Annotated in this window: 26 protein-coding genes, 1 tRNA gene and 1 pseudogene; 13 read left to right on the forward strand and 15 right to left on the reverse strand. The window is 69.8% G+C overall.

Translation table 11 applies throughout. From position 1 onward, the window contains the following. Window positions 1-14: 14 nt before the first annotated feature. Together ACFPZI_RS34090 and ACFPZI_RS34095 are read left to right on the forward strand one after the other, a co-directional pair. A complete protein-coding gene (locus ACFPZI_RS34090) occupies window positions 15-1,880 on the forward strand; it encodes an outer membrane protein assembly factor BamB family protein (RefSeq protein ID WP_381371058.1) in 1,866 nt (621 codons plus the stop codon). A 265-nt stretch (window positions 1,881-2,145) separates the two neighbouring features. After that, a complete protein-coding gene (locus ACFPZI_RS34095) occupies window positions 2,146-2,838 on the forward strand; it encodes a helix-turn-helix transcriptional regulator (RefSeq protein ID WP_381371036.1) in 693 nt (230 codons plus the stop codon). Window positions 2,839-2,892: 54 nt separating this feature from the next. On the opposite strand, the gene ACFPZI_RS34100 is transcribed toward ACFPZI_RS34095, so the two are convergent. Further along, window positions 2,893-3,276: a hypothetical protein gene (locus tag ACFPZI_RS34100; RefSeq protein ID WP_381371037.1), complete on the reverse strand. Its 384-nt coding sequence runs from the start codon at window positions 3,274-3,276 to the stop codon at window positions 2,893-2,895. 30 nt (window positions 3,277-3,306) lie between these two features. Beyond that, a complete protein-coding gene (locus ACFPZI_RS34105) occupies window positions 3,307-5,073 on the reverse strand; it encodes a sodium:solute symporter family protein (RefSeq protein WP_381371038.1) in 1,767 nt (588 codons plus the stop codon). A 222-nt stretch (window positions 5,074-5,295) separates the two neighbouring features. On the opposite strand from ACFPZI_RS34105, the gene galT reads away from it, so the two are divergent. Genes galT through galK form a run of 3 tightly spaced genes read left to right on the forward strand, consistent with a single transcriptional unit; the run spans window position 5,296 to window position 8,577 of the window. After that, the gene (galT, locus tag ACFPZI_RS34110) at window positions 5,296-6,357 is read left to right on the forward strand and encodes a galactose-1-phosphate uridylyltransferase (RefSeq protein WP_381371039.1); all 1,062 of its coding nucleotides are present in this window, start codon (window positions 5,296-5,298) and stop codon (window positions 6,355-6,357) included. Beyond that, window positions 6,354-7,346 (forward strand): UDP-glucose 4-epimerase GalE, encoded by a 993-nt coding sequence (gene galE, locus ACFPZI_RS34115; protein WP_381371040.1) that lies wholly within the window; start codon window positions 6,354-6,356, stop codon window positions 7,344-7,346. The genes galT and galE overlap by 4 nt, the downstream gene beginning before the upstream one ends. A gap of 52 nt (window positions 7,347-7,398) precedes the next feature. Then, window positions 7,399-8,577, forward strand: a complete 1,179-nt coding sequence (galK, locus tag ACFPZI_RS34120; protein WP_381371059.1) for a galactokinase — start codon at window positions 7,399-7,401, stop codon at window positions 8,575-8,577. A 34-nt stretch (window positions 8,578-8,611) separates the two neighbouring features. On the opposite strand, the gene ACFPZI_RS34125 is transcribed toward galK, so the two are convergent. Further along, the gene (locus ACFPZI_RS34125) at window positions 8,612-8,902 is read right to left on the reverse strand and encodes a hypothetical protein (RefSeq protein ID WP_381371041.1); all 291 of its coding nucleotides are present in this window, start codon (window positions 8,900-8,902) and stop codon (window positions 8,612-8,614) included. A 280-nt stretch (window positions 8,903-9,182) separates the two neighbouring features. Between ACFPZI_RS34125 and ACFPZI_RS34130 the strand changes: the two genes are divergently transcribed. Continuing rightward, window positions 9,183-9,500, forward strand: a complete 318-nt coding sequence (locus tag ACFPZI_RS34130) for a hypothetical protein (RefSeq protein WP_381371042.1) — start codon at window positions 9,183-9,185, stop codon at window positions 9,498-9,500. A gap of 88 nt (window positions 9,501-9,588) precedes the next feature. On the opposite strand, the pseudogene ACFPZI_RS34135 reads toward ACFPZI_RS34130, so the two are convergent. Continuing rightward, window positions 9,589-9,846, reverse strand: a pseudogene (locus ACFPZI_RS34135) (ISKra4 family transposase); the annotation flags it as partial. Between the two features lie 92 nt (window positions 9,847-9,938). Between ACFPZI_RS34135 and ACFPZI_RS34140 the strand changes: the two are divergent. Together ACFPZI_RS34140 and ACFPZI_RS34145 are read left to right on the forward strand one after the other, a co-directional pair. Then, window positions 9,939-10,394 (forward strand): ATP-binding protein, encoded by a 456-nt coding sequence (locus tag ACFPZI_RS34140; RefSeq protein ID WP_381371043.1) that lies wholly within the window; start codon window positions 9,939-9,941, stop codon window positions 10,392-10,394. Window positions 10,395-10,483: 89 nt separating this feature from the next. Then, the gene (locus tag ACFPZI_RS34145; RefSeq protein ID WP_381371044.1) at window positions 10,484-11,089 is read left to right on the forward strand and encodes a Uma2 family endonuclease; all 606 of its coding nucleotides are present in this window, start codon (window positions 10,484-10,486) and stop codon (window positions 11,087-11,089) included. A 22-nt stretch (window positions 11,090-11,111) separates the two neighbouring features. Here the strand turns inward: ACFPZI_RS34145 and ACFPZI_RS34150 are convergent, their stop codons facing one another. Next, entirely contained in the window at window positions 11,112-11,567 is a 456-nt protein-coding gene (locus ACFPZI_RS34150; protein ID WP_381371045.1) for a GNAT family N-acetyltransferase, read from the reverse strand. Window positions 11,568-11,880: 313 nt separating this feature from the next. Here ACFPZI_RS34150 and ACFPZI_RS34155 point away from each other — a divergent pair, with 313 nt between their 5' ends. Continuing rightward, window positions 11,881-12,648 carry a response regulator transcription factor gene (locus ACFPZI_RS34155; RefSeq protein ID WP_381371046.1) on the forward strand — a complete coding sequence of 256 codons (768 nt, stop codon included), beginning with the start codon at window positions 11,881-11,883 and terminating at the stop codon, window positions 12,646-12,648. Here ACFPZI_RS34155 and tamR read toward each other — a convergent pair. Then, on the reverse strand, window positions 12,607-13,104 hold the full coding sequence (tamR, locus tag ACFPZI_RS34160) for a MarR family transcriptional regulator TamR (RefSeq protein WP_381371047.1): 498 nt from the start codon (window positions 13,102-13,104) through the stop codon (window positions 12,607-12,609). The genes ACFPZI_RS34155 and tamR overlap by 42 nt on opposite strands. A 113-nt stretch (window positions 13,105-13,217) precedes the next feature. On the opposite strand from tamR, the gene ACFPZI_RS34165 reads away from it, so the two are divergent. Both ACFPZI_RS34165 and ACFPZI_RS34170 read left to right on the forward strand, forming a co-directional pair. Continuing rightward, entirely contained in the window at window positions 13,218-14,057 is an 840-nt protein-coding gene (locus ACFPZI_RS34165; protein WP_381371048.1) for a trans-aconitate 2-methyltransferase, read from the forward strand. Further along, complete coding sequence (locus ACFPZI_RS34170; protein ID WP_381371049.1) at window positions 14,054-14,416, forward strand: VOC family protein; 363 nt, start codon at window positions 14,054-14,056, stop codon at window positions 14,414-14,416. Before ACFPZI_RS34165 ends, ACFPZI_RS34170 begins: the two co-directional genes overlap by 4 nt. Window positions 14,417-14,494: 78 nt before the next feature. Here the strand turns inward: ACFPZI_RS34170 and ACFPZI_RS34175 are convergent, their stop codons facing one another. Further along, window positions 14,495-15,172, reverse strand: coding sequence for a TetR family transcriptional regulator (locus ACFPZI_RS34175; protein ID WP_381207390.1), 678 nt, complete (start codon window positions 15,170-15,172; stop codon window positions 14,495-14,497). Beyond that, a complete protein-coding gene (locus ACFPZI_RS34180; RefSeq protein WP_381371050.1) occupies window positions 15,169-16,200 on the reverse strand; it encodes an acyl-CoA desaturase in 1,032 nt (343 codons plus the stop codon). Before ACFPZI_RS34180 ends, ACFPZI_RS34175 begins: the two co-directional genes overlap by 4 nt. A 290-nt stretch (window positions 16,201-16,490) precedes the next feature. On the opposite strand from ACFPZI_RS34180, the gene ppc reads away from it, so the two are divergent. Continuing rightward, on the forward strand, window positions 16,491-19,232 hold the full coding sequence (gene ppc / locus ACFPZI_RS34185; protein ID WP_381371051.1) for a phosphoenolpyruvate carboxylase: 2,742 nt from the start codon (window positions 16,491-16,493) through the stop codon (window positions 19,230-19,232). A 106-nt stretch (window positions 19,233-19,338) separates the two neighbouring features. On the opposite strand, the gene ACFPZI_RS34190 is transcribed toward ppc, so the two are convergent. The 7 genes from ACFPZI_RS34190 to ACFPZI_RS34220 form a co-directional block, all read right to left on the reverse strand. Next, entirely contained in the window at window positions 19,339-19,827 is a 489-nt protein-coding gene (locus ACFPZI_RS34190) for a hypothetical protein (protein ID WP_381371052.1), read from the reverse strand. A 96-nt stretch (window positions 19,828-19,923) separates the two neighbouring features. After that, on the reverse strand, window positions 19,924-20,520 hold the full coding sequence (gene pth / locus ACFPZI_RS34195; protein ID WP_332428334.1) for an aminoacyl-tRNA hydrolase: 597 nt from the start codon (window positions 20,518-20,520) through the stop codon (window positions 19,924-19,926). 105 nt (window positions 20,521-20,625) lie between these two features. Beyond that, on the reverse strand, window positions 20,626-21,213 hold the full coding sequence (locus ACFPZI_RS34200; RefSeq protein WP_381371053.1) for a 50S ribosomal protein L25/general stress protein Ctc: 588 nt from the start codon (window positions 21,211-21,213) through the stop codon (window positions 20,626-20,628). A gap of 240 nt (window positions 21,214-21,453) precedes the next feature. Then, the gene (locus ACFPZI_RS34205; protein ID WP_381371054.1) at window positions 21,454-22,434 is read right to left on the reverse strand and encodes a ribose-phosphate diphosphokinase; all 981 of its coding nucleotides are present in this window, start codon (window positions 22,432-22,434) and stop codon (window positions 21,454-21,456) included. 144 nt (window positions 22,435-22,578) lie between these two features. Continuing rightward, window positions 22,579-24,027: a bifunctional UDP-N-acetylglucosamine diphosphorylase/glucosamine-1-phosphate N-acetyltransferase GlmU gene (gene glmU / locus ACFPZI_RS34210; RefSeq protein ID WP_381371055.1), complete on the reverse strand. Its 1,449-nt coding sequence runs from the start codon at window positions 24,025-24,027 to the stop codon at window positions 22,579-22,581. 130 nt (window positions 24,028-24,157) lie between these two features. Then, window positions 24,158-24,233, reverse strand: a tRNA-Gln gene (locus ACFPZI_RS34215). A gap of 14 nt (window positions 24,234-24,247) precedes the next feature. Beyond that, entirely contained in the window at window positions 24,248-25,108 is an 861-nt protein-coding gene (locus tag ACFPZI_RS34220) for a hypothetical protein (protein WP_381371056.1), read from the reverse strand. Between the two features lie 167 nt (window positions 25,109-25,275). Here ACFPZI_RS34220 and ACFPZI_RS34225 point away from each other — a divergent pair, with 167 nt between their 5' ends. Next, window positions 25,276-26,598: a sensor histidine kinase gene (locus ACFPZI_RS34225; protein WP_381371057.1), complete on the forward strand. Its 1,323-nt coding sequence runs from the start codon at window positions 25,276-25,278 to the stop codon at window positions 26,596-26,598. Window positions 26,599-26,704 lie beyond the last annotated feature (106 nt).

The following is a 26,704-nucleotide window of genomic DNA, read 5'->3' on the forward strand; positions in this document are numbered from 1 at the left end:
CGGGCGAGGACCCGCTGCGCCGCCGCCCCCAGCGGCAGGTCGCCCGGCAGCAGCCCTCGCAGCCGCAGCAGCCCCCGTCCGCACCGGGCGACTCCGACCTCAGCAAGACCCCGGAACCGGGCTACGGCTACCCGCAGGCCCCCCAGCCCCCGCAGCAGTCGCCCCAGGCGGCCCCGCAGACCCCGCCGCCGGCCGCTCCGGTGCCGGGTGGTCCGCAGACGCCGCCCGGGTACGGCTACCCGCAGCAGCCTCCGGCCGGCTACGGCTACCCGGGCCAGCCGCAGCCGGGCCAGCCCGGTGCGTACGGCCAGCAGCCGTACGGTCAGCAGCCCTACGGACAGCAGCCCTACGGACAGCAGCCCTACGGCTATCCGCACCCGACCGTGTCGATGCAGCCGCAGCCCGGCGGGCCCGGTCAGCCCGGCGGCGGACGGAAGGTCAACGCGTCGCTGGCGATCATCGTCGCCGCGGCCGTGGCCATCGCCCTGATCATCAGCGCCGGTGTCTGGTACTCCTCGTCCAGCGACGACGAGAAGAAGAACACCGCGAACTCCGGCGACAGCGGCGGCACGAAGGACGCCAAGGGCGGCGGCTCCGGCGGCGGTGAGACCACCGGCGGCGACGAGAAGGCCCCGGCCGACCCCTCCGCCGAGGTCCTCTTCCAGGTGCCGGCGCCGAAAGTCCCGAAGGACGCCACGACCATCGTCACTTCAGGCTCCTGGCTGACCGACAAGGTGTACGCCAAGAGCGGCGTCGCCGAGGTCGTCGGTTACGACGCCGCCAAGGGCAGCGAGCTGTGGACGCTCGATCTGCCCGGGCCGGTGTGCGAGGCCAGCGACCACGCCACCGAGGACGGCAGGACGGCGATCATCTACAAGCCGGCGATGCCGACCAAGACCGTTCCGCAGAGCTGCACACAGGTCGCGGCCTTCGACCTCGCCACCGGCGAGAAGCTGTGGTCCGGGACGGCCAAGTCCGGCACCCAGGAGATCAGCTTCAACAACGTCACCCTCAGCGGGAACACCGTCGCGGCGGGCAGCACCAGCGGCGGCGCCGCCTGGGACATCACGTCCGGCAAGCCCCTGTGGGCACCCAAGACGTCCGACGCCTGCTACGACTCCGGGTACGGCGGCGGCCCGAAGATGGTCGCGGTGCGCAAGTGCGGCTCGTACGACCAGCGGCAGCTGCACATCCAGACCATCGACCCGAAGGACGGGAAGGTGATCTCGGAGTACAAGATGTCCGAGGGCATCGACTACGCGGCCGTGGTGTCCACCGACCCGCTGGTCGTGGCGGCCGACGTCGGCGACTCCGCCGGTGACGGCAGCGGCATCTCGGACTTCTTCTCCATCGACAACAAGAGCGGCGAGCTGCGGACCCGCATCTCCGCGCCCGGCGAGGAGTTCGGGGCCCGCTGCGACGGCATCATGAAAATCGAGCACTGCAGCGGAGTGACCGTCGGCAACGACCGCCTGTACATCGCGACCGAGGAGGGCGAGAGCTCGGGCAAGTACGGCCGGAGCAACGAGATCGTCGCCTTCGACCTGTCCACCGGCAAGCAGACCGGCCAGCGCGCCGACGCGGGCGACGGCTACGTGATCGTCCCGCTGCGAATGGACGGTGGCAGCGTCATCGCGTACAAGCGTCCGCCCTACGACCAGGGCGGGCAGATCGTGAGCATCGACGGCGGTTCCTTCAAGGAGACGAAGCTGCTGGAGAACCCGGCGACGGAGTCCGTGCGGGGCGTGGAGACGCGGATGTCGCCCGAGTACTCCGAGATCCTGTACTCGCAGGGCCGCCTGTACATGTCGGACGTGTACGCCAGCGAGTCGTCGTCGGGCGGCAAGGAGTACCTGGCGATCGCTTTCGGTACCGGCTGATCGTTCTTCGGCCCGCTCCGGTCTGCTTCCGGTGCGTTCCCCGGCCCGCTCGTGAGGCCCGTTCGCACGGCCCCGCCCCTGTTCAGGGGCGGGGCCGTGCGCGTACCGTTCATCGGATGCCCATGGCCGACGAATGCGAGAATTTCGGCGATCCGGGGCGATTCTCGCCGGTAGGGGGAGCGTGACGTCGAACAAGCGTGTAGCTTCCGGGACCGGACGGGGAGGCGGCGCACGGGGGTGCGCTCGCGGTTTGGGGGGATGATCGATGGGCGTGCGGTTGATGGTGGTCGACGACCACCGGCTGCTCGCGGAGGCGTTGGCCTCGGCGTTGAAGCTGCGGGGGCACCGGGTGCTGGCCGCGGCGGCACCGGTGGCGGGGGCGGCTGATCTGGTGATCAGCAGAGCGCCGGAGGTGTGCCTGCTGGGGACGGCGGCACCGGCGGAGCCCGGGATCTTCGACCCGGTGGTGAAGATCAAGCGCGAACGGCCGCAGGTGGCGGTGCTGGTGCTGGGCCCGGTGCCCAGCCCCCGCGGGATCGCGGCGGCGTTCGCGGCGGGCGCGTCCGGCTATGTGCGGCACGACGAACGCATCGAGGGCGTCGAACGGGCGATCATGAAGGCGCGGGCGGGGGAGGCCGCGGTGGCGCCGCAACTGTTGCAGAGCGCGTTCGGTGAACTGCTGAACCCGGCGGTCCAGCCGGACGACGAGGGCCAGCGGCTGCTGCGGATGCTGACCCCGCGGGAGGTGGAGGTCCTGGTCCGGGTCGCCGAGGGCGAGGACACCCGGCTGATCGCGGCGGGCATGGGCATAGCACCGTCCACGGCGCGGACGCATGTACAGCGCGTCCTGATGAAACTCGGCGTGGGCTCCCGGCTGGAGGCTGCGGCGCTGGCCGCCCGGACGGGGCTGCTGGACCGGGCGGGCCCGGTGCGGGGGACATCGTCGCCCGAGGAGTGAGGGCGCTCGCGGGGCGGGACGCGCCTCCACACGCGTCCCGCCGAGCGCGGGTGCTCAGTCGCCCCGCTGTTCCTCCGGTACGGCGTCCGTGATGTCCGGGGTCGGCGGAGCGGTGGGCCGCAGCTTCAGCCAGACGAGGAAGAACAGGCCCAGGGCCAGCATGCCCAGGCCGGTCCACAGGTTGATGTTGACGCCCTGGGCCTTGTCGATGTCCGCGTCGGACGCGGTGATGCCCGCGATCGTGACGATGACGCCGTACACCACGAACAGGCCGCCGATGAGGCGGCGGATGTCGAAGAGACGGGCGGCGGTCGTGGACTTGGTCTGCAGTTCGGAGACCTCCTCCTGGAGGTCCTTGTCCGAATAGTGCGCCGAGCGGCGCGAGGAGTCGCGTCCGGACGAGGAGCCGGACGGGGATGCGGAGTGGTGCTCGGACATGGTCTCTCAAACTCCCCGGTCGGAACGTGGTCAGAACGAGAACGGGATGTAGCAGGCGGCCGCCAGGATCACCGCACCCCAGCCGAGCAGCGCCGGCCTGCGGTACCAGGCGTCGTCGCCCTCGGCGGGCGGCTCGGCCATGCCGGGCGAGGTGGTGCCGTAGACCAGGCCCTGGAGGTCCTCGGCCGGCTTGGGCGCGGTGAACAGCGTCACCGCGACCATGACCACCGCGCCGGCGACGAAGCCCGCGATCGCGGAGACGAAGTTGGCGCCCTGGTCGGTGGGGATGCCGACGATGCCCTGCTTGTAGAGGACGAAGTAGTTGATCATCGCGGCGGTGGTGCCGGCGATCAGCCCCCAGAAGCCGGACTTCATCGACGCCCGCTTCCAGAACATGCCGATGATGAAGACCACGAACATCGGCACGTTGAAGAAGGAGAACAGTGTCTGGAGGTAGCTCATGATGTTCGAGAACGACGAGGCCAGGAAGGCCGTGCCGATCGACGCCAGGACCCCGACCACGGTGATCAGCCGGCCGAAGCGGACGTAGTACCCGTCCTCGCGGCCCTTCTCCACGTACCGTGCCCAGATATCGGTGGTGAACACCGTGTTGAAGGACGAGATGTTGGCCGCCATGCCCGCCATGAACGCGGCCAGCAGGCCGGTCACCGCGATGCCCAGGACACCGTTGGGCAGCAGCTGGGACATGAGGTACGGGATCGCGTCGTTGTACTGGAGATCCGATTTCGGGGTGCCGATGTTGGGCACCAGAACGGCCGCGACCAGGCCCGGGATCATCACGATGAAGACGATGAAGATCTTCGGGTACGCGGCGATGAGCGGGGTGCGCTGGGCCGCGGAGAGGTTCTTCGCGGACAGGGCGCGCTGTACCTCGGCGAAGTTGGTCGTCCAGTAGCCGAAGGACAGGACGAAGCCGAGGCCGAGGACGATGGTCAGCCAGTTGGCGCCGAGCGGGTTGGCGCTGCCGATTCCGGTGCCGCCCCAGGAGGTCATGAAGTCGGCGCCGTGGGACTTGGTGAGGGAGTCGGACAGCCCGTCCCAGCCGCCGACGCTCCTCAGCCCGAGCACGGTGATCGGGATGAGCGCCGCGAGGATGACGAAGAACTGCAGCACCTCGTTGTAGATGGCCGAGGAGAGGCCGCCGAGGGTGATGTACGCCAGGACGAAGAAGCCGGCGACCACGATGGCCACCCACTGCGGCCAGCCCAGCAGCGCCTCGACCACGATCGCCAGCGCGTAGAGGTTGACGCCGGCGATGAGGATGGCCGCGCAGGCGAACAGGATCGAGCTGAGCAGGTGGGCCGCCTTGTCGAAGCGCATCAGCAGGAACTCGGGGACCGAGCGGACCTTGGAGCCGTAGTAGAACGGCATCATCACCAGGCCGAGGAAGACCATCGCCGGGATGGCGCCGATCCAGTACCAGTGCGTGGTGTAGACGCCGTACTGCGCGCTGTTGGCGGCCATGCCCAGGATCTCGGTGGCGCCCAGGTTGGCGGCGACGAAGGCCAGACCGGTGACCCAGGCGGGCAGGGAGCGGCCGGACAGGAAGAAGTCGAGGCTGGTTTTCACGGACCGGCGGGCCGCGAAGCCGATGCCGAGGACGACGATGAAGTAGATCACGAGGATCAGGTAGTCGAGCCAGTTGGTGGGGAGCCGCAGCTCGGCGGCGAGGTGGAGCGGGCCGGCGGGGCTGGTGGAGAGGGTGGGCCCGGTGAGGCCGGTGGGGGGAGTGAGGTGGAGGGTGAAGGGTGCAGGCAGATGTGTGGGGGTCTGCATGGAGTACTCGCTTCGTTGCGCGAACCGATACGTCGCGGAACCTACGCCTCCGCGTTCACTGATTGAACACTTCCGCTGATGCTCTTTGTTTGATTGTGAGGGGGGCGGTTGAGGTGAGTTGTGTTTTGGTGTGTTGGGTTATGTTGGAACAGTGCGAAGACGGTGCTGTGAAGACCGTGCAGCGAAGACCGTGCAGTGAACGGCTCGAATGGAGCGTCCGGCGTGAAGAAGACCTCGACCCGACTGGCCGACGGTCGCGAACTCATCTACTACGACCTCAGTGACGACACCGTGCGCGACGCGGCCGACCGCCGCCCGCTGGACGCCACCGTCACGACGTCCGAGATCCGCCGCGATCCGCTGCTCGGCGACTCCGTGGCCGTCGCCTCCCACCGCCAGGGCCGCACCTACCACCCGCCGGCCGACGAATGCCCCCTGTGCCCCTCCGAGGGCGACCGGCTCAGCGAGATCCCGGACTCCTCGTACGACGTCGTGGTCTTCGAGAACCGCTTCCCCTCCCTGGCCGGCGACTCCGGCCGCTGCGAGGTCGTCTGCTTCACCTCCGACCACCACGCCTCCTTCGGCTCCCTGGGCGAGGAGCAGGCGCGCCTGGTCCTGGACGCGTGGACGGACAGGACGTCGGAACTGTCCCATCTGCCCTCCGTCGAGCAGGTGTTCTGCTTCGAGAACCGGGGGGCCGAGATCGGCGTCACCCTCCAGCACCCGCACGGGCAGATCTACGCCTACCCCTTCACCACCCCCCGCACCTCCCTGATGCTCCGCCAAGTGGCCGCACACAAGGAGGTGACCGGCGGGGCAAACCTGTTCGACACCGTCCTGGCGGAGGAACGGGCGGGGGAGCGGGTCGTCCTGGAGAGTGACCACTGGGTCGCCTACGTGCCGTACGCCGCGCACTGGCCCTACGAGGTCCACCTGTATCCCAAGCGCCGGGTGCCCGACCTGCTCGGGCTCGACGAGGCGGCACGCACGGAGTTTCCCCAGGTCTATCTGGAACTGTTGCGGCGGTTCGACCGGATCTTCGGCGAGGGTGAGTCCCCGACCCCGTACATCGCGGCCTGGCACCAGGCCCCGTTCGGCGCGCTGGAGGAGTTCGACGGGGTCACCCGCGACGACTTCGCGCTCCACCTCGAGCTTTTCACCATTCGCCGTACATCCGGCAAGCTGAAGTTCCTCGCGGGCTCCGAGTCCGGCATGAACGTGTTCATCAACGACGTGCCGCCGGAGCGCGCGGCCGAGCGACTGCGAGAGGTAGCGAGTTCATGAGCGGGAAGTACTTGGTCACCGGCGGCGCGGGCTATGTGGGCAGCGTCGTCGCCCAGCATCTGCTGGAGGCGGGCCACGAGGTCGTCGTCCTCGACAACCTCTCCACCGGCGTGCGCGAGGCCGTCCCGGCCGGTGCTTCCTTCGTCGAGGGCGACATCCAGGACGCCGCCACCTGGCTCGACGCCTCCTTCGACGGCGTCCTGCACTTCGCCGCGTTCTCCCAGGTCGGCGAGTCGGTCCTGAAGCCCGAGAAGTACTGGGACAACAACGTCGGCGGCACCATGGCCCTGCTCGGCGCCATGCGCGAGGCGGGCGTGCGCCGGCTGGTCTTCTCCTCCACCGCGGCCACCTACGGCGAGCCCGAACAGATCCCGATCGTCGAGACCGCCCCGACCCGCCCCACCAACCCCTACGGCGCCTCCAAGCTGGCCGTCGACCACATGATCACCGGCGAGGCGGCGGCCCACGGCCTGGGCGCGGTCTCCCTGCGCTACTTCAACGTGGCCGGCGCCTACGGCCACTGCGGCGAGCGGCACGACCCCGAGTCCCACCTGATCCCGCTCGTCCTCCAGGTCGCCCAGGGCCGCCGCGACGCGATCAGCGTGTACGGCGACGACTACCCGACGCCGGACGGCACCTGCGTCCGCGACTACATCCACGTCGCCGACCTGGCCGAGGCCCACCTGCTGGCCCTGACCGCGGCGACCGGGGGCGAACACCTCATCTGCAACCTCGGCAACGGCAACGGCTTCTCGGTCCGCGAGGTCGTCGAGACGGTCCGCCGGGTCACCGGCCACCCGATCCCCGAGGTCGTGGCCCCCCGCCGGGGCGGCGATCCGGCGGTCCTGGTGGCGTCGGCCGCCGCGGCCCACGAGAAGCTGGGCTGGAAGCCGTCCCGCCCGGACCTCGCCGGGATCGTCGCGGACGCGTGGGAGTTCGCGCAGCGGCGGCAGCAGCGGCAGAGCAAGCAGCGGCAGAGCAAGCAGTAGCAGGACAAGCAGGAGCAGGAAAAACAGGGTGACGAAGAGTCAGGGGCAGGGCATGAGCGAGTCCATCGCCGGCGAGGCGGCCGCGGGAGCGGTCGGCGAGCGATTCCGGGAGCTGTACGGAGCCGAACCGCAGGGCGTCTGGGCGGCACCGGGCCGGGTCAACCTCATCGGTGAGCACACCGACTACAACGACGGCTTCGTCATGCCGTTCGCCTTGCCGCACACCGCGGTCGCGGCGGTCTCCCGGCGCGACGACGGCGTCCTGCGCCTGCACTCCGCCGACGTGGCCGCCCCCGTCGTGGAGGTCACGGTCGACTCCCTCACCCCCGGCGCGGACAAGAACTGGACCGCCTACCCGGCGGGCGTCGTCTGGGCCCTGCGCGAGGCCGGCCATGCCGTGACCGGCGCCGACATCCACCTCGCCTCGACGGTCCCGGCCGGCGCCGGCCTGTCCTCCTCGGCGGCCCTGGAGGTCGTCGTCGCCCTCGCCCTCAACGACCTGTACGCACTGGGCCTGCGCGGCTGGCAGCTGGCCCGCCTGTGCCAGCGCGCGGAGAACGTCTACGTCGGCGCCCCCGTCGGCATCATGGACCAGACGGCGTCAGCCTGCTGCGAGAGCGGGCACGCCCTGTTCCTCGACACCCGCGACCTCTCCCAGCGGCAGATCCCCTTCGACCTGGCCGCCGAGGGCATGCGCCTGCTGGTCGTCGACACCCGGGTCAAGCACAGCCACAGCGAGGGCGAGTACGGCAAGCGCCGCGTCGGCTGCGAGAAGGGCGCCGCGCTCCTGGGCGTCGACGCCCTGCGGGACATCCCGTACGCCGAACTCGACGCGGCGCTGGAGCGGCTGGGCGACGAGGAGGAGGTCCGCCGCCTGGTCCGGCACGTGGTGACGGAGGACGCGCGGGTGGACCGGGTCGTCGCCCTCCTGGAATCGGGCGACACCCGCGCCATCGGCCCCCTCCTCGTCGCGGGCCACGCCTCCCTGCGCGACGACTTCCGCGTCTCCTGCCCCGAACTCGACCTGGTCGTCGACACCGCCGTCGCCGCCGGTGCCCTCGGCGCCCGCATGACCGGCGGCGGCTTCGGCGGCTCGGCCATCGTCCTGGCCGAGACGACGGACGTGGACACCATTACCAAGGCGGTGGAGGAGGCCTTCGCGACGGCCGGCTTCAAGACCCCCCGCGTCTTCGAGGCGGTGCCTTCGGCGGGGGCGCGACGGGTGGCCTGACGGGGCCGGGTTCAGCCCTCCAGACTGTTCTCCCTCACCGAGTGGTCCCTCGGGCAGATCGAATGTCGGCGACGGCGGCGGCAACCGCGGAGTCGAAGCCGGGGTCCTGGCGGGCGATGACCCGCCCTCGGAACTCCTCGGCCAGACGGGCCACTCCGCTGAGATCGGCAGGATCGGCGTGGTTGATCTCGCGGGCGAGTTCGGCCTCGAAGTCGTCGGCATCGGTGGGGAAGCCGTACCCCATGGTGAGGGCCGCGCGAAGCTCGCCAATGGTGCGCATGGGCGGGAGCTGGGGTGAGCCGAAGTCTGCCGGCTGTGCGGTCATGGCGATCGGGGCTCCTTGGACGGTGTCGAATTCACGGTACCGGGGCGGTCCATACAGTGTCCGGGAAGCGCCCATTCGGGCTTCGACTCGCCTCATCCGACCCCCTGCACAGAGGGGATGCCGGACAGCAGAGCGGTTCACTCACGTACACGTTGGCCGGATCTTGGGCAGGATCCACTTGGTACCCCGCTCGCGCTGTCAGGTGCGGCCCTCCGCCGGAACGCCACCCGTCCCCGGCAGGCAGATCGCTCCGATGGAGGCGGCTTCGGCGCGGCAGAACATGACTGCCTACGAAACGCACGGATCGCGGGGGCTGGTCATCATCGCCGCCCTCCTCGGCATCGCCTTCCTCGTGCTGGCGTGGGTGGCTCGCGAGGCGCTCGGCGGCGCGATCGCCCTGCTGGTGGCAGGAGCCCTCATGGGCGTCGTCGCGACCCTGACCCCCCGCTGGATGAGGAGCTGGTACGAGTACAACCGGCGAAAGGTGACCCGCTTCAACCAGCAGCGGTCCCAGCAGTGGGGCCCACCACCGGTCCCTGCCCCTCCACCTTCAACCGGAGGTAACGGGTGGGACGGCCCCAGAAACAATGGATCATGATCCTGCCGACTTCGGAACATCCCCGTCAGCGCAGACTTCGGGACGGCCTGAACCGAGTTGGGTGCAGATCCAATGAGGGTGCAGTCGATCAGGCGGCGGGTATGACCTGGTCGCGGTAGCACGTCTGGTGGTTGCGGATGAACTCCTGCTGCTGGTGCCAGGTCCAGTAGGTGTCGAAGTCGCCGTTGGTGCGGACGGCACGCAGCTTGAGTACGGCTTCAGCACCAGAGAGGCCCCAGCGTGCGCCAGTGATGTCCAGGCGGTCTTTGACCAGGTGCCGGCATGCTCCCTCGATGATTCCGGTGGCGATCGGCCAGCCGCGTTCAAGGGCGGTGTCGTAGCGCAGGTGCTCGGCCTTGCCGGTCAGGTAGTTCACGGCCTCGTCGATGCTCTTGCGCTGGGCGCCGCGCAGTCCGGCGGCGCGGGCGGCTTCCCGGAGTGGCCGATCACGTACCGGCGTTCGTCCTGCCCGGCCTCCGGGCCTACAGCCTGCGCACGTTCCCCGGCCAGGACCTCGCCTCCGCCCGGGCCGCCCGACGTCATGTGCGGGACACCGTCCAGCCGTGGGGCCTGCCGCCGGAAGCCGTGGACGATCTGGAGCTGATCACCGGGGAGCTGGTCGCGAACGCCCTGGAGCACACCGACAGCCGCACCATCACGGTCACGTGCGGTCTGACCGCCGAAGCCGCCGCGGTCGGCGTGACCGACGAAGGGGAGAGCGGCGCAGCCGTGGTGCCCGGGACAGCGGAGGGTGAACATGAGGATGGCCGTGGCTTGCTGATCACGGATGCGTTGGCCTCCCGGTGGGGAAGCCTGCGAACGGGCAGAGGCCTGACGGTCTGGGCCGAGGTGGCCGTCGGCATCGGCCCGGCGGGGGCGCGAGGGGGTTCGTGAAGGCTCGCGCACGGCGGCACGGGGCCCTCTTGGCCGTGGACAGGGCCAGGACAGGTGTGCCGACCTCATACTGGAGGGCGGGAGGACCCATGACTCAGCAGACCCTGTACCGGCGCCTGCGGGACCGCCGTGACCGCATCACGCCACCGCCCGGCTTCGCCTGGCCCGAGATCAGTGACGGACAGCTCGTGATGATGATGAGCCCCCGGCCTCGCCACCAGCTCACGGCGAAGCTGGTCTCCCGGCAGTTCGACATGCAGCTCCCGCAGGGCTATTTCGCGTTCGAAGCGACCGACACCGATGACGAGGCGCTCGGAAAACTGCGGGTTCCGGACCTTCTCGTGTGCTCCGGCGAGGCCATGCAGACCGATGTTCCGCTCGATCCCCACGAGATCCTCGTCGCCATCGAAATCGTCTCGCCGTCGAACCCCGAGAACGACTACGAGACCAAGACCCGTGACTACCCGGCCATGGGAATCCCGCACTACCTGATCCTCGACCCGCGCGACGGCACCTGGACCTACCAGTGGGGCATCGGCAGGGCCGGGGGACGGCCCGCCTACGAGAACCGGCTGCACCTTCCCTACGGAAAGCCGGTGACGGTCGCCACCGACCTGGGCGAGTGGACGATCGACACCAGCGAGCTGCCCAGGTACAGCGCCAAGGACATGGGGCTGGCGGAGGAGCAGGCGTAGGCAGGGGCAGGGGCGGGCGCGCTCAGGCCAGACGCTTCGTCAGCGTGTACTCCGTGATGCCCGGCGGGTAGTCCGGGATGACGCAGACCACCTCGTAGCCGTGCCGCTGGTAGAACTTCGGGGCCTGGAAGTCCCAGGTCTCCACGCGGGAGGAGCGGCAGCCGCGCCGTTCGGCGGCGATACGTTCCGCCGTGGACAGCAGGAGGGTGCCCAGGCCCGCTCCGCGGTGGCGTTCGTCGACCCACAGGTACGTCACGTGCAGCCAGGTCGTCCAGGTGTGGCCGACCAGGCCGCCCGCCAGCTCACCGGCCGGGTCCGATGCCCACACGTGCAAAGGCGACTCGCGTTCCCGTGGGGTTCCGCGCAGGGCGCGCAGCACCGGGGACGCCGCCGTGTTGGCGTCCCGCAACCGCCTGCGGAGCAGATCACGTCGGTCCTTGTCGACTTCTGTCTCAAGACGAAACATGCGGCTCACCATAAACGCGCAGGAGCGCCAGTTCTGCAAATAGCCTTCCGCTCCCGGCCCTCGTCCGTACTCTGATGAACAGCGCCGGTGGGGGCCGGCGCCGTTCAGGGGGCGAGACACTCGGGTACGCGATCCGGGGCGGGGCGGTGGTGACGTACGGCGGCGGCCGGGCGGCTCCGGGCGGTTCGCCCCGGAATCGGTGGTTCCGGTCGGGTCCCGTCGGTCCGGGACAGGGCTCCGGCGTCTTACCCGTGCGCGTGTCGGTGTCGTCTTCCGGCGACGGGGTAGTCCCCTGCTCTGCAGAGAGCATGGGGAAGGGGGTTTTGTGCAACGTATCCGAGTGCTGGTCGTCGACGACCATCGCATCTTCGCCGAGTCGCTCGCCGCGGCCCTGGCCGCCGAGCCGGACGTCGAGGTGTCCGCGGCGGGCAGCGGCCCGGCCGCACTGCGGTGCCTGGAGCGGGCGGCCGCCGAGGGGCGGCGGTTCGACGTCTTACTCGTCGACGCCGACCTGGGCGGCACAGCGCCGTCCGGTCCGTCCGCCGTACCGGCGCGAGCGGGCGACGAGGACGGCATCGTCGACGGGATGTCCCTGGTCACCGGGGTGCGCTCGGTCCAGCCGCGGGTACGGATCGTGGTGCTCGCCGAGAAGGACGACCCGCGCCGTGCCGCGCTCGCCCTTCAGGCCGGCGCGGGCGGCTGGGTCGCCAAGGACTGCTCGCTGAGCCGGCTGCTCACCGTCGTCCGGGGCGTCCTGCGCGACGAGACGCATCTGCCGCCCGCCCTGCTCACCGGCGTGCTGCGCGAACTCACCGCCGCCCGCAAGCACCGCACCGAGAGCGAACGCCTCGTGGAGTCCCTGACCCCGCGCGAGCGGGAGGTGCTGCGGTGCATGGTCGCGGGCCTGGGGCGCAAAGCCGTCGCCGAGCGCCTGTACCTGTCCCCGCACACCGTTCGTACGCACATGCAGAACGTGCTCGGCAAGCTGGGCGTGCACTCCACCCTCGCCGCCGTCGCCCTGGCCCGGAGGGCGGGTGTCGGGCCGGTCGACCTAACCGGGGATGTTGTCGAACGGGGCAGTCAACTGGCGTAGCAGGCCAGCCAGTTCGCCACGCTGTGCGCGGGAGAGCTCGGCGAGGATCGCCCGCTCCTGCGCCAGCAGCCCGGCCAGCGCCTGGTCGCCGCGGTCCCGGCCCTCGTCCGTGAGGCGGACCAGCACCCCGCGCCGGTCGCTGGGGTCGGGCAGGCGCTCCACCAGACCCTTCTTGGTCAGGCGGTCGATGCGGTTGGTCATCGTGCCCGAGGTGACCAGCGTCTGCGTGAGGAGCTGCCCCGGCGAGAGCTGGTAGGGGGCGCCCGCGCGGCGCAGTGCGGTCAGGACGTCGAACTCCCAGGGCTCCAGCCCGTGCTCGGCGAAGGCCAGTCTGCGGGCCCGGTCCAGGTGCCGGGCGAGCCTGCTCACCCGGCTGAGCACTTCGAGCGGTTCCACGTCGAGGTCCGGGCGCTCCCGGCGCCATGCTGCGACCAGCCGATCGACCTCGTCCTCCATGACGATCAGTGTAGTGGTTGTGTCGACGTGAAGTCTCTTGATGTCAACTTTCTTGACATCGAGTTAGTGGGGGCGGGACGCTGGGTACCCGTCGGCCGACTCCAGGAGGCTCCATGTCCGCGGTCACCGATCCCCGCTGGGACCCCGTCCAGTACCTGCGTCACGCCGGTCACCGGACCCGCCCCTTCCTCGACCTCCTCGCCCGTGTCCCCGAACTGCCCGGCGACCCGCCCCGCCTCGCCGACCTCGGCTGCGGCGCGGGCAACGTCACCGCGCTGCTCGCCGGCCGCTGGCCCGCCGCCCGCATCACCGGCTACGACAACTCGCCCGAGATGCTCGACCGGGCCCGCACCGACCACCGGGGCCCCACCCCCGACGGCGGCCGGATCGACTTCGCCCGCGCCGACGTCCGCACCTGGACGCCCGAGCCCGACCGGCCGTACGACCTGATCGTCAGCAACGCCACCCTGCAGTGGATTCCCGGGCACGCGGAACGGTTCGCGGACTGGGTGGCGGGTCTGGAGCCCGGTGGCACCCTCGCCTTCCAGGTGCCCGGCAACTTCGACGCCCCCAGCCACGTCCTCCTGCGCGAACTCGCAGGCTCCCCGCGCTGGGCCGGGCGCCTCGACGGCGTCCTGCGGCACACCGACGCCGTGCTCCGTCCGGAGACCTACCTGGAGCGGCTGACCGGCCTCGGCTGCACCGCCGACGTGTGGGAGACGACGTACGTCCATCTCCTCCAGGGCGAGGACCCCGTCCTGGACTGGGTCAAGGGCACCGGTCTGCGGCCCGTCCTCACCGCCCTCGCCGACGACCCCGAAGCACGCGACGCCTTCGTCGACGAGTACCGCACCGCCCTGCGCGCCGCCTACCCGGCGGGCCCGCACGGCACCCCGTTCCCGTTCCGCCGGATCTTCGCGGTGGCCCGCACGCAGCGGGAGGAGACCCGGTGATCACCGGCCTCGACCACGTCCAGCTCGCCGCGCCGCCCGGCAGCGAGGAGCGGCTGCGCGCGTACTACGCCGACGTCCTCGGCATGGTGGAGATCCCGAAGCCGCCCGCACTGGCCGCACGCGGCGGCTGCTGGTTCCGGGCCGGCGGCCTCCAGCTGCACCTGGGCATCGAGACCGGATTCCGGCCCGCGAAGAAGGCCCATCCCGGCATCGGGGTCACCGGGATCGAGGCGTACGCCGCCCGACTGCGGGACGGCGGCGCCCCCGTCACCTGGGACGACGACCTCCCGGGCCACCGCCGTTTCTACTCCGAGGATCCGGTCGGCAACCGCCTGGAGTTCCTGGAACCGGTCACCTGAGCGCGATGTCGGTCCTGTACGGGTGATGCCACGCGGTCGGCCCATAAGCCCATAGGCCCACCGGCCCGGTTCCTCCGGTCAGTTCTTCCGGTGCCCGATCAGCCGCGGCTTCTGCTCCAGGCCGTCCAGGCCGTGCCAGGCCAGGTTGACCAGGTGCGCGGCCACCTCCGCCTTCCTCGGCTTGCGGACGTCCAGCCACCACTGGCCGGTCAGCGCCACCATCCCGACCAGCGCCTGCGCGTACAGCGGAGCCAGCTTGGGATCGAACCCGCGGCTCTTGAACTCGCGGCCCAGGATGTCCTCCACCTGCGTGGCGATGTCCGAGATGAGGGAGGCGAAGGACCCCGTCGACTGGGGGATCGGGGAGTCACGGACCAGGATGCGGAACCCGTCCGTGTACTCCTCGATGTAGTCCAGCAGCGCGAACGCCGCCTGCTCGCACAGCTCCCGCGGATGACCCGCGGTCAGTGAACCCGTCACCATGTCCAGCAGACGCCGCATCTCGCGGTCCACCACCACCGCGTACAGGCCCTCCTTGCCGCCGAAGTGCTCGTACACCACCGGCTTGGAGACCCCGGCCTTCGCCGCGATCTCCTCCACCGACGTGCCCTCGAAGCCCTTCTCGGCGAACAGGGTGCGGCCGATCTCCAACAGCTGCTGACGGCGCTCCGCGCCGGTCATCCGGGTGCGGCGGGCGCGCCGCGGCTTGTCATTGCTCGAGGTGCTGCTGGAGTCGGTCGCCACACCGACCATCATGCCGCCTCGGCCTTCTCCCGCCCGCGCGGGGAGCCGCCTCCCCCGGTGTCGCGGCGCGAATCGATACGCGAGCGTGACGGCCAGCGCGCGTCGTACGCCCAGCCCAGCATCTCGAACCAGCGGATCAGCCGGGCGCTCGAATCGATCTGTCCCCGCTCCACCCCGTGCCGCGCGGACGTCGGGTCGGCGTGGTGCAGGTTGTGCCAGGACTCGCCGCAGGACAGCACCGCCAGCCACCACACGTTGCCCGAACGGTCCCGCGACTTGAACGGCCGCTTGCCCACCGCATGGCAGATCGAGTTGATCGACCACGTCACATGGTGCAACAACGCCACCCGAACGAGTGACCCCCAGAAGAAGCCCGTGAACGCGCCCCACCAGGACATCGTCACCAGACCGCCGATCAGCGCCGGCAGCGCCAGCGACACCCCCGCCCACAGCACGAACTGACGGGAAATCGCCCGCAGCGTCCGGTCCTTGATCAGATCCGGCGCGTACTTGTCCTGCGGAGTCTGCTCCTCGTCGAACATCCAGCCGAGATGAGCCCACCACAGGCCCTTCATCAGCGCCGGCAACGACTCCCCGTACCGCCACGGCGAATGCGGGTCGCCCTCCGCGTCCGAGAACTTGTGATGCTTGCGGTGGTCCGCCACCCAGCGCACCAGCGGCCCCTCCACCGCCATTGAACCCGCCACCGCCAGGGCGATCTTGAGCGGCCGCTTCGCCTTGAACGAACCATGTGTGAAATGACGGTGGAAACCGATGGTGATGCCATGGCAGCCCAGGAAGTAGAAGAACACCAGCAGGCCGAGATCCAGCCAGCTCACCCCCCAGCCCCAGGCCAGTGGCACCGCCGCCAGCACGGCCAGGAACGGAACGATGATGAAGACCAGCAGCGCGATCTGCTCGATCGAACGCTTGCGCTCCCCGCCCAGCGTGGCGGAGGGAACGGCTGCGGTATCGGCGCCGGTGCCGGAGGGCGGCGGCCTCTTCGAGGCTTCGTCGATGACATCAGGACGTGAGGTCATGCGTGTCCCTTGTGGGGTATGAGGGTCGAGGGTGATGCCGGGCTGCCGGAACCGAGCAGCGTTTCCTACGGGACCGTAACCTACGGCATCGTAAGTATGGCAGGGCGGGGCCCGGCGGCAAGAGCCCACGAGCCTGCGCCTCCTGGCCGACACCTATCCTTGGAATCGGTCGGACAGCGCGGTCCGCTCTGAATTACTTCCCGGATGCCCGGCCCGTATGCGGCGCCAGCCGCCCACAGGCGCCGTCCGGACCCTCCAGACCAGCTTCCACACTGCAAGGAGCCGCACCTGTGAGCAGTGCCGACGACCAGGCCGTGTCCACGGCGACCACGAGCAGCGAACTGCGGGCCGACATCCGCCGACTGGGTGATCTCCTCGGAGAGACCCTCGTCCGCCAGGACGGCCCCGAACTCCTCGACCTCGTCGAAAAGGTCCGCCGACTCACCCGCGAGGACGGCGAGGCCGCAGCCGAACTGTTGCGCGGCACCGAACTCGACACCGCCGCCAAACTGGTCCGCGCCTTCTCCACCTACTTCCACCTGGCGAACGTCACCGAACAGGTGCACCGCGGCCGTGAGCTGCGCGCCCGCCGCGCCACCGAAGGCGGACTACTCGCCCGCACCGCCGACCGCCTCAAGGACGCCGACCCCGAGCACCTGCGCGAAACCGTGCGGCACCTCAACGTCCGCCCGGTCTTCACCGCACACCCCACCGAGGCCGCCCGCCGCTCCGTCCTGGGCAAGCTGCGCCGCATCGCCGCCCTCCTCGACACCCCCGTCATCGAGAGCGACCGGCGCCGCCTCGACACCCGCCTCGCCGAGAACATCGACCTCGTCTGGCAGACCGACGAACTGCGCGTCGTACGCCCCGAGCCCGCCGACGAGGCCCGTAACGCCATCTACTACCTCGACGAGCTGCACGCGGGCGCCGTCGGCGACGTCCTCGAGGACCTCACCGCCGAACTCGAACGCGTCGGCGTCACCCTCCCCGACGACACCCGCCCCCTCACCTTCGGCACCTGGATCGGCGGCGACCGCGACGGCAACCCCAACGTCACCCCCCAGGTCACCTGGGACGTCCTCATCCTCCAGCACGAACACGGCATCAACGACGCCCTGGAGATGATCGACGAACTCCGCGGATTCCTCTCCAACTCCATCCGCTACGCCGGCGCCACCGACGACCTCCTCACCTCCCTGAAGGCCGACCTCGACAACCTCCCCGAGATCAGCCCCCGCTACAAGCGCCTCAACGCCGAGGAGCCCTACCGGCTCAAGGCCACCTGCATCCGGCAGAAGCTCGAGAACACCAAGCAGCGCCTCGCCCAGGACACCCCCCACCAGAGGGGCCGCGACTACCTCGGCACCGGCGAACTCCTCGCCGACCTGCGGATCATCCAGACCTCCCTGCGCGAGCACCGCGGCGCCCTCTTCGCCGACGGCCGCCTCGCCCGCACCCTCCGCACCCTCGCCGCCTTCGGCCTCCAGCTCGCCACCATGGACGTGCGCGAACACGCCGACGCCCACCACCACGCCCTCGGCCAGCTGTTCGACCGGCTCGGCGAGGAATCCTGGCGCTACACCGACATGCCCCGCGACTACCGCACCAAGCTCCTCGCCAGGGAACTCCGCTCGCGCAGGCCCCTCGCCCCCACCCCCGCCCCCGTCGACGCGGCCGGCGAGAAGACCCTCGGCGTCTTCCAGACCGTCAAGCGGGCCCTGGAGATCTTCGGTCCCGAAGTCGTCGAGTCCTACATCATCTCCATGTGCCAGGGCGCCGACGACGTCTTCGCCGCCACCGTCCTCGCGCGGGAGGCCGGGCTGATCGACCTGCACGCCGGCTGGGCGAAGATCGGCATCGTCCCGCTGCTGGAGACGACGGACGAACTGAAGGCCGCCGACACCATCCTCGAGGACATGCTCTCCGACCCGTCCTACCGGCGCCTGGTCGCGCTGAGGGGCGACGTCCAGGAAGTCATGCTCGGCTACTCCGACTCCTCCAAGTTCGGCGGCATCACCACCAGCCAGTGGGAGATCCACCGCGCCCAGCGCCGGCTGCGCGACGTCGCCCACCGCTACGGCGTACGCCTGCGCCTCTTCCACGGCCGCGGCGGCACCGTCGGCCGCGGCGGCGGCCCCACCCACGACGCCATCCTCGCCCAGCCCTGGGGCACCCTCGAAGGCGAGATCAAGGTCACCGAACAGGGCGAGGTCATCTCCGACAAGTACCTCATCCCCGCCCTGGCCAGGGAGAACCTCGAACTCTCCGTCGCCGCCACCCTCCAGGCATCCGCCCTGCACACCGCACCCCGCCAGTCCGACGAGGCCCTGGCCCGCTGGGACGCCGCCATGGACGTCGTCTCCGACGCCGCCCACGACGCCTACCGCCGACTCGTCGAGGACCCCGACCTCCCCGCCTACTTCTTCGCCTCCACCCCCGTCGACCAGCTCGCCGACCTGCACCTCGGCTCCCGCCCCTCCCGCAGGCCCGACTCCGGCGCCGGCCTCGACGGACTGCGCGCCATCCCCTGGGTGTTCGGCTGGACCCAGTCCCGCCAGATCGTCCCCGGCTGGTACGGCGTCGGCTCCGGCCTCAAGGCCCTGCGCGAGACCGGCCTCGACACCGTGCTCGACGAAATGCACGAGCAGTGGCACTTCTTCCGCAACTTCATCTCCAACGTCGAGATGACCCTCGCCAAGACCGACCTCAGAATCGCCCAGCACTACGTCGACACCCTCGTCCCCGACGAGCTGAAGCACGTCTTCGACGCGATCAGGGCCGAGCACGAACTCACCGTCGCCGAAGTACTCCGCGTCACCGGCGAGCCCGGACTCCTGGACGGCACACCGGCCCTCAAGCAGACCCTCACCATCCGCGACGCCTACCTCGACCCCATCTCCTACCTCCAGGTCGCCCTGCTCAAGCGCCAGCGCGAAGCCGCCGGCGCCGGCGACCAGCCCGACCCGCTGCTCGCCCGAGCTCTCCTCCTCACCGTCAACGGCGTCGCGGCGGGCCTGCGCAACACCGGCTGACCCCGAAGCCGCCCACGCCAAAGGGTGCCCCCGAGCCGTACTCCGGCCCGGGGGCACCCTTGGTCATCGCGCTGCCATTCCGCACCGGAACCGTAGGGATCCGGCCTCACACCACCAGGAACGCCGCCGTCACCAGCGCCACCCCCGACAACCCCATCACCCACGCCACCCGCGTCCGCAGCAGCCCGCCCGCCACCACCACCGACGCCAGCATCAGCGCCCCGCCCAGCGGCACCCACGCGTAGAGAGTCCCCGCGGGACCGGAACGGACCGCCTCGGTCCCGCCCGGCTTCATGACGACGGTGTACGTCCGCCCCTTCGCCACGGCCGCGTTGTGCTCCAGCACGACCTCCGCCCGCGGCTGCGACCCGGGCGACACCGGCGTGTACGCCCCCGAACAGGTCCGCTCACCGCAGGACGTCACCGCGACCGCGCCCTGCTCCCGCCCCTTCGTCAGCATCACGTACTGCGCCGTCCCCCACGACGCCCACACACCCGCGATCAGGATCAGCACGGCGACCGTGCCCATCACCGCGAACCGGCCGAAGCGCAGAGCGGCGGACGAACCCCGGGAGGACGAGACGGCTGAAGGCATGGCCGAGATCTTTGGCCATGCCCTTGCGGTCGGTCAACTCCGTGCGGAATCCGCACCCACTCGAAAGACGTACGCACCCAGGAACCGGGCACCCACTCAGGAGTTGTACGTCCCCTGCGCCCGCTCCAGACCGTCGATCACCAGACACTCCACCGCGTCCGCCGCCCGGTCCACGCAATAGTCCAGCTCCTTGCGCTCCGCCGACGAGAAGTCCCGCAGCACATAGTCCGCCACCTGCATCCGCCCCGGCGGCCGCCCGATCCCGAACCGCACCCGGTGATAGTCCGGACCGAACGCCTTCGTCATCGACTTCAGCCCGTTGTGGCCGTTGTCCCCGCCCCCCAGCTTCAGCCGCAGCGTCCCGTAGTCGATGTCCAGCTCGTCATGGACCGCCACCACCTGCGCCACCGGCACCTTGTAGAACTCCCGCAGCGCGTTCACCGGCCCGCCCGACAGATTCATGAACGACGTCGGCTTCGCCAGAATCACCCGCCGGCCGGCCGGACCCGGCGGCCCGATCCGCCCCTCCACCACCTGCGCCTGTGCCTTCCCGGCCCGCTTGAACCGGCCCGAGATCCGCTCCGCCAGCAGATCCGCCACCATGAACCCCACGTTGTGCCGGTTCCCGGCGTACTCCGGCCCCGGATTGCCCAGCCCCACGATCAGCCAGACAGCCGCCGCATCGGTCGTCACGTCCCTGTCTCCTTCGTCCACGTCCCGTGCTCGTCCCCGTACACGCGTCGGCCGCTGCCCCCGCACGGGAACAGCGGCCGACGCGTAGGAAGACTACGAGAAGGATCAGGCCTGGGCGGCCTCGCCCTCTTCACCCTCCACGGCCTCCTCGGCCTGCGCGGCCAGCACCTGCAGCACCACGGTGTCCTCGTCCACCGCCAGCTTCGCACCGGCCGGCAGCACCAGGTCCTTGGCGAGAATCGTGGCGCCGGCCGACAGGCCCTGCACCGAGACGGTCACGCCGTCCGGAATGTTCGTCGCCTCGGCCTCGATCGGCAGCGTCGGAATGACGTGCTCCAGCAGGTTGCCGCCCGGAGCCAGCTCACCCTCGGCGGTCACGTGGATCTCGACGGTGACCCGCTCGCCCCGCTTCACCATCAGCAGGTCCACGTGCTCCAGGAAGCCCTTGACCGCGTCACGCTGCACGGCCTTCGGGATCGCCAGCTGGCTGCCCTCGCCGTCGATGACCAGGTCGATCAGCACGTTCGGCGTACGCAGCGCCATCAGCAGCTCGTGGCCCGGCAGCGTCAGGTGCAGCGGCTCGAGACCGTGCTCGTACACCACACCCGGAACCTTGCCATCGCGACGGACGCGACGCGCCGCGCCCTTGCCGAACTCACGCCGCGTCTCCGCGTGAATCTTCACATCGGCCATGTTCACCACTCCTCGAAGTCAGAAACCGTTGGGGATACCCCCCGCTCCGTGGAGCTTGGGGAAGGTCACCCGGCCACGAACGGCCTGCTACGAAGAGCGCGTCGATTACGGACCGCCGTACTGCACCCCTCACGGAGCGGTACGGCCTCCCTCGCCGAGCAACTGGGGCAGTCTACTCGGACAGGGAGGCCGTACCCAAAACGATCAGCCGGGACGCAGGAAGAACCCGCAGCAGAACCCTTACTGCTCGTCGAACAGGCTCGTCACCGAACCGTCCTCGAACACCTCACGCACCGCACTCGAGATCGTCGGCGCGATCGACAGCACCGTGATCTTGTCCAGATCGGAGCTCAGCTCACCCGGAGTCGGCAGCGTGTCCGTGAACACGAACTCACTCACCCGCGAGTTCTTCAGCCGGTCCGCCGCCGGACCCGACAGCACACCGTGCGTCGCCGTCACGATCACGTCCTCCGCGCCGTGCGCGAACAGCGCGTCCGCCGCGGCGCAGATCGTGCCACCCGTGTCGATCATGTCGTCCACCAGGACACACACGCGGCCCTTCACCTCACCGACCACCTCGTGGACCGTGACCTGGTTCGCCACATCCTTGTCCCGCCGCTTGTGCACGATCGCCAGCGGCGCACCCAGCCGGTCGCACCAACGGTCCGCCACCCGCACACGGCCCGCGTCCGGCGACACCACCGTCAGCTTCGCCCGGTCCACCTTCGCGCCCACGTAGTCCGCCAGCAGCGGCAGCGCGAACAGGTGATCCACCGGACCGTCGAAGAAACCCTGGATCTGGTCCGTGTGCAGATCCACCGTCAGCACCCGGGTCGCACCCGCGGTCTTCATCAGATCCGCGATCAGACGCGCCGAAATCGGTTCACGCCCACGGTGCTTCTTGTCCTGCCGCGCGTAACCGTAGAACGGCACGATGACAGTGATCGACCTCGCCGACGCACGCTTCAACGCGTCGATCATGATCAACTGCTCCATGATCCACTTGTTGATCGGCGCCGTGTGGCTCTGGATGAGGAAGCAGTCGGCACCACGGGCCGACTCCTCGTACCGCACATAGATCTCGCCGTTGGCGAAGTCGAAGGCCTTGGTCGGAACGACCCCCACACCCAGCAGGCGGGCGACCTCCTCGGCAAGCTCGGGGTGGGCCCGGCCGGAGAAGAACATCATCTTCTTCTGGCCGGTCGTCTTGATCCCGGTCACAGCACTATCTCCTCAGAGGTGTCGCAGAAACTCGCGGCTCGAAGGCGAGAGACCTCTCGGACAACACGCGAGAGGTCATCTCACCTGATGGGGTGCGGATGTGCACTTATCACGATACGACGACTACGGCGCACCGCTTTCCGGTCAACCCTCCTCGGCCGACCCCCGGACAGCCTCCTCCGCGGCCTTCGCGGCAGCACTCCCCGGACGCTTACGAGCCACCCAGCCCTCGATGTTCCGCTGCTGGCCCCGGGCCACAGCCAACGAACCGGGCGGCACATCCTTCGTGATCACAGAGCCGGCAGCGGTGTAAGCACCGTCCCCGACGGTGACAGGTGCCACAAACATGTTGTCCGACCCCGTCTTGCAGTGCGACCCGACCGTCGTGTGATGTTTGTCCTGTCCGTCGTAATTCACGAACACACTCGCCGCACCGATGTTCGAGAACTCGCCGATCGTCGCATCCCCCACATACGACAGATGCGGAACCTTCGTCCCCTCACCGATCGACGCGTTCTTCGTCTCCACGTACGTACCGATCTTGCTCTTGCGTCCGAGCCGCGTCCCCGGACGCAGATACGCATACGGCCCGACGGTGGCCTCCGGCCCGATCTCGGCACCCGACGCCACCGTGTTGTCCACCCGCGCCCCGGCCCCCACCCGCGTATCCGTCAGCCGCGCGTTCGGCCCCACCTCACAGCCCTCGGCAAGATGCGTCGCACCCTGCAGCTGCGTCCCCGGATGCACCACCACGTCCTGCTCGAACGTCACCGAGACGTCCACCCACGTCGTGGCGGGGTCGACGACCGTGACCCCCGAGAGCATGGCGGCGGTCAGCAGCCGGTCATTGAGAATCCGCCGAGCCTGAGACAACTGCACCCGGTTGTTGATCCCCGCGATCTCCCGGTGATCGACTGCCACCGACGCACCCACCCGATGCCCCGCCTCACGCAGAATCCCCAGGACATCGGTCAGATACTCCTCACCCTGACTGTTGTCCGTCCGCACCCTCTTCAACGCACCCGCCAGCAACGCCCCGTCGAACGCGAACACACCCGAATTGATCTCCCGGATCGCCCGCTGCTCCTCGGAGGCGTCCTTGTGCTCCACGATCGCCGTCACCGCACCCGAGGCCGCGTCGCGCACGATCCGCCCGTACCCCGTCGCGTCCGGCACCTCGGCCGTCAGCACCGTCACCGCGTTCCCGTCGGCCACGTGCGTGGCCGAAAGCCGCCGCAGCGTCTCACCGGTCAGCAGCGGGGTGTCACCACAGACCACGACCACGGTCCCGTCCACGGAGCCACCCAGCTCCTCCAGCCCCATCCGCACCGCGTGCCCGGTGCCGTTCTGCTCCGCCTGCACCGCGGTACGGGCCTCCGGGGCGATGCCGGCGAGGTGCGCGGTCACCTGTTCGCGGGCGTGCCCCACGACGACGACCAGGTTCTCCGGCTCCAGCTCACCGGAGGCGGCCAGCACATGACCCACCAGGGAACGGCCGCAGATGTCGTGCAGGACCTTCGGAGTGGCCGACTTCATACGGGTGCCCTCACCCGCTGCGAGAACGACGACGGCTGCCGGGCGATTGGCGCTCACGAGGATGCCCTTCGGCTGTAAGGGGGAGGGGACATCCGCAGGATACCGGGGTGGTCGTGGGGGGACATGAGTGCGGGCCCTGACCGGGGGTTTGGCCGGTCAGGGCCCGCACTGAGGTCTTGGCGTGTTGTGGCTCCCCCGCAAGGATTCGAACCTTGTCCTACTAGATCCAAAATCTAGTGTGCTGCCAGTTACACCACGGGGGACAGCGCCTCAGACCTTACCGGAGCCGCATCTGCGCGTGGGTCACTACTCCGTCCCACCAGCCCTCGATCCGGTTGTAGAGATCGGCGCTTCTCGCGACGACGACGACCAGGCAGCCGTGGTAGTCGTCACCGGTGTTCTTGCGGACCGTCCTGGGGTTGTGTTTCTTGAGCGTCGGCCTGGCGAAGAGCGAGGCATCGATCTGTGCGACCTGTGCCCAGAATCGGTGCGCGGCGTCGACGTCCGCGGATTCGTGGATGAGGACCCGGAAGTTCAGCCGCCTCCGGTCCACACCGAGCAGGTCCAGCCACGCGAGGTAGACCCGGATCACGTCTGCGTCGCTGTTGACGAAGACTGCGCGTTCCCGGCGGTCGTAGGGTTTACTCTTCGCGCCCTCGGCCCAGTAGAGCGCGACCCCTGCCATGAAGAGCTCGCGATCCGTCAGCTCGCCGATCTCCCGCTGGGCTCCGAGCTTGGTCTGCCGGTGTGCCTCCCTGTCCGTCTCACGCCGTCGTGCCAGTCCCTCCCGCATGAGGACCAGCCGCTCTTCCGGCGTGTACCGGGGCTCGGGCTTCGGCAGATCCCGCACCCATAGCGACACCGAGCTACGGGAACAGCCCAGCTCCGCCTCGATCTGGTCGTACGTCCAACCTTGGAGCCGAAGCTCTCGTGCTTTCTCCCGCAGGTCGTCCTTCGCTTTCGGGCGCTTCGTCCACGCCGGCGGTGGTTCCCCCTTCACCAACTGATTGAGGATGTCGTTGTTGTAGATCTTCAGCTCGTCGCGGATCTGCCGGAGGCTGTAGCCCGCCCGCCGCAGCGCCACCGCCTGTTCCCGCAGTCCGTCGAAGTCGGTGTATTTGCCTGGTGCATGTGTCACCTGCATACCGTCCGGGTGGAATGCGGGCTTCCGGGGTCGAACGGTGTGCGGTTCGGCAGTTCGAGGGATTTCGGGCCGTACCGCATCCGAACGGTCACGGAATGTGGTGGGGGTCAGTCGGGGAAAGTCCCCGGAAAACCGGCACCGGGCGCCCGTAGGCTGGGGCCATGACCACGACGGGGGAAGAAGACCATGTGATGGCCCGGGGAGGGCCGTGGTGGTGGGACAGGCGGCGCAGTGCCGTGCTGGATGTGGGCCTTGCGGTGGTGTCCGCGCTGGAGTGCGGACTGGAGGGGATTCCGTTCGCGCGGGACGCGGGGATTCCGGTGGCCGCGGGTGTGGTGTTCGGGTTGCTGGCGGGTTCGGTGCTGCTGGTGCGGCGGCACTGGCCGATCGCCGTGGTGCTGGTGGTGATCGCCATCACGCCGGCCCAGATGGGCTTTCTGATGGGCCTGGTGGGTCTGTACACGCTGGCGGCGTCGGAGTTGCCGCGCCGGATCATCGGGTCGCTGGCGGGGATGTCGCTGGTGGGGACGTTCATCGTGACGGTGGTGCGGGTGCGGCAGGACATGGCGCGGGGGGAGTTGGAGCTGGGGGACTGGTTCGTTCCGTTCGCGTCGGTCACGACGTCGTTGGGGCTTACCGCGCCGCCGGTGCTGCTGGGGCTGTACGTGGGGGCGCGGCGGCGGTTGATGGAGAGTCTGCGGGAGCGGGCGGACAGCCTGGAGCGGGAGCTCCAGTTGCTGGCCGAGCGGGCCGAGGAGCGGGCCGAGTGGGCGCGTAACGAGGAGCGGACGCGGATCGCGCGGGAGATGCATGACGTGGTCGCGCATCGGGTGAGTCTGATGGTGGTGCATGCGGCGGCGTTGCAGGCGGTGGCGCGGAAGGATCCGGAGAAGGCGGTGAAGAATGCCGCGCTGGTGGGGGACATGGGCCGGCAGGCGTTGACGGAGTTGCGGGAGATGCTCGGGGTGCTGCGGTCCGGTGGGGACGGCGCGGGGCGGGGTGCGGGGGCGTCGGTGCCGTTGGCGGCGGTGGGTGCGGCGGCGGCCGCGGCGGCGTCGCGGGCGGTGGACGAGGCTCGGCGGGCCGGGGGTGAGGGGCCGAGTCTGTCGGAGATCGATGAGCTGGTGGGGCAGTCGGCGGCTGCGGGGATGGTGGTGGCGCTGTCGGTGGAGGGGGAGGGCCGGTCGTATGCGGGGGAGGTGGAGTCGACGGCGTACCGGGTGGTGCAGGAGGCGCTGACGAATGTGCACAAGCATGCGCCGGGGGCGAAGGCTTATGTGCGGTTGGCGCATCGGGTGTCGGAGATCGCGATGCAGGTGGAGAACGAGCCGCCGCCGGAGGCCGGGTCGTCGGCGCGGTTGCCGTCGGGTGGGAACGGCTTGGTGGGGATGAGGGAGCGGGTGTCGGCGCTGGGTGGGGTGTTTGTGTCGGGGCCGACGGATGCGGGGGGTTTTCGGGTGTCGGCGGTGATTCCGGCGTCGTAGGGCGCGTTGTGGGCGGGGTCGCGGGCAGGGCGGCCGGAGGGGGTGGTGTCCGGTGGTGGGGCGCCTGGTGTCCGGTGTGCGGTCGGCCTGTGGTGAGGCGGGTGGG

Origin of the sequence: Streptomyces chlorus (assembly GCF_042655885.1) — a bacterium.
Taxonomy (GTDB): Bacteria; Actinomycetota; Actinomycetes; order Streptomycetales; family Streptomycetaceae; genus Streptomyces; species Streptomyces chlorus.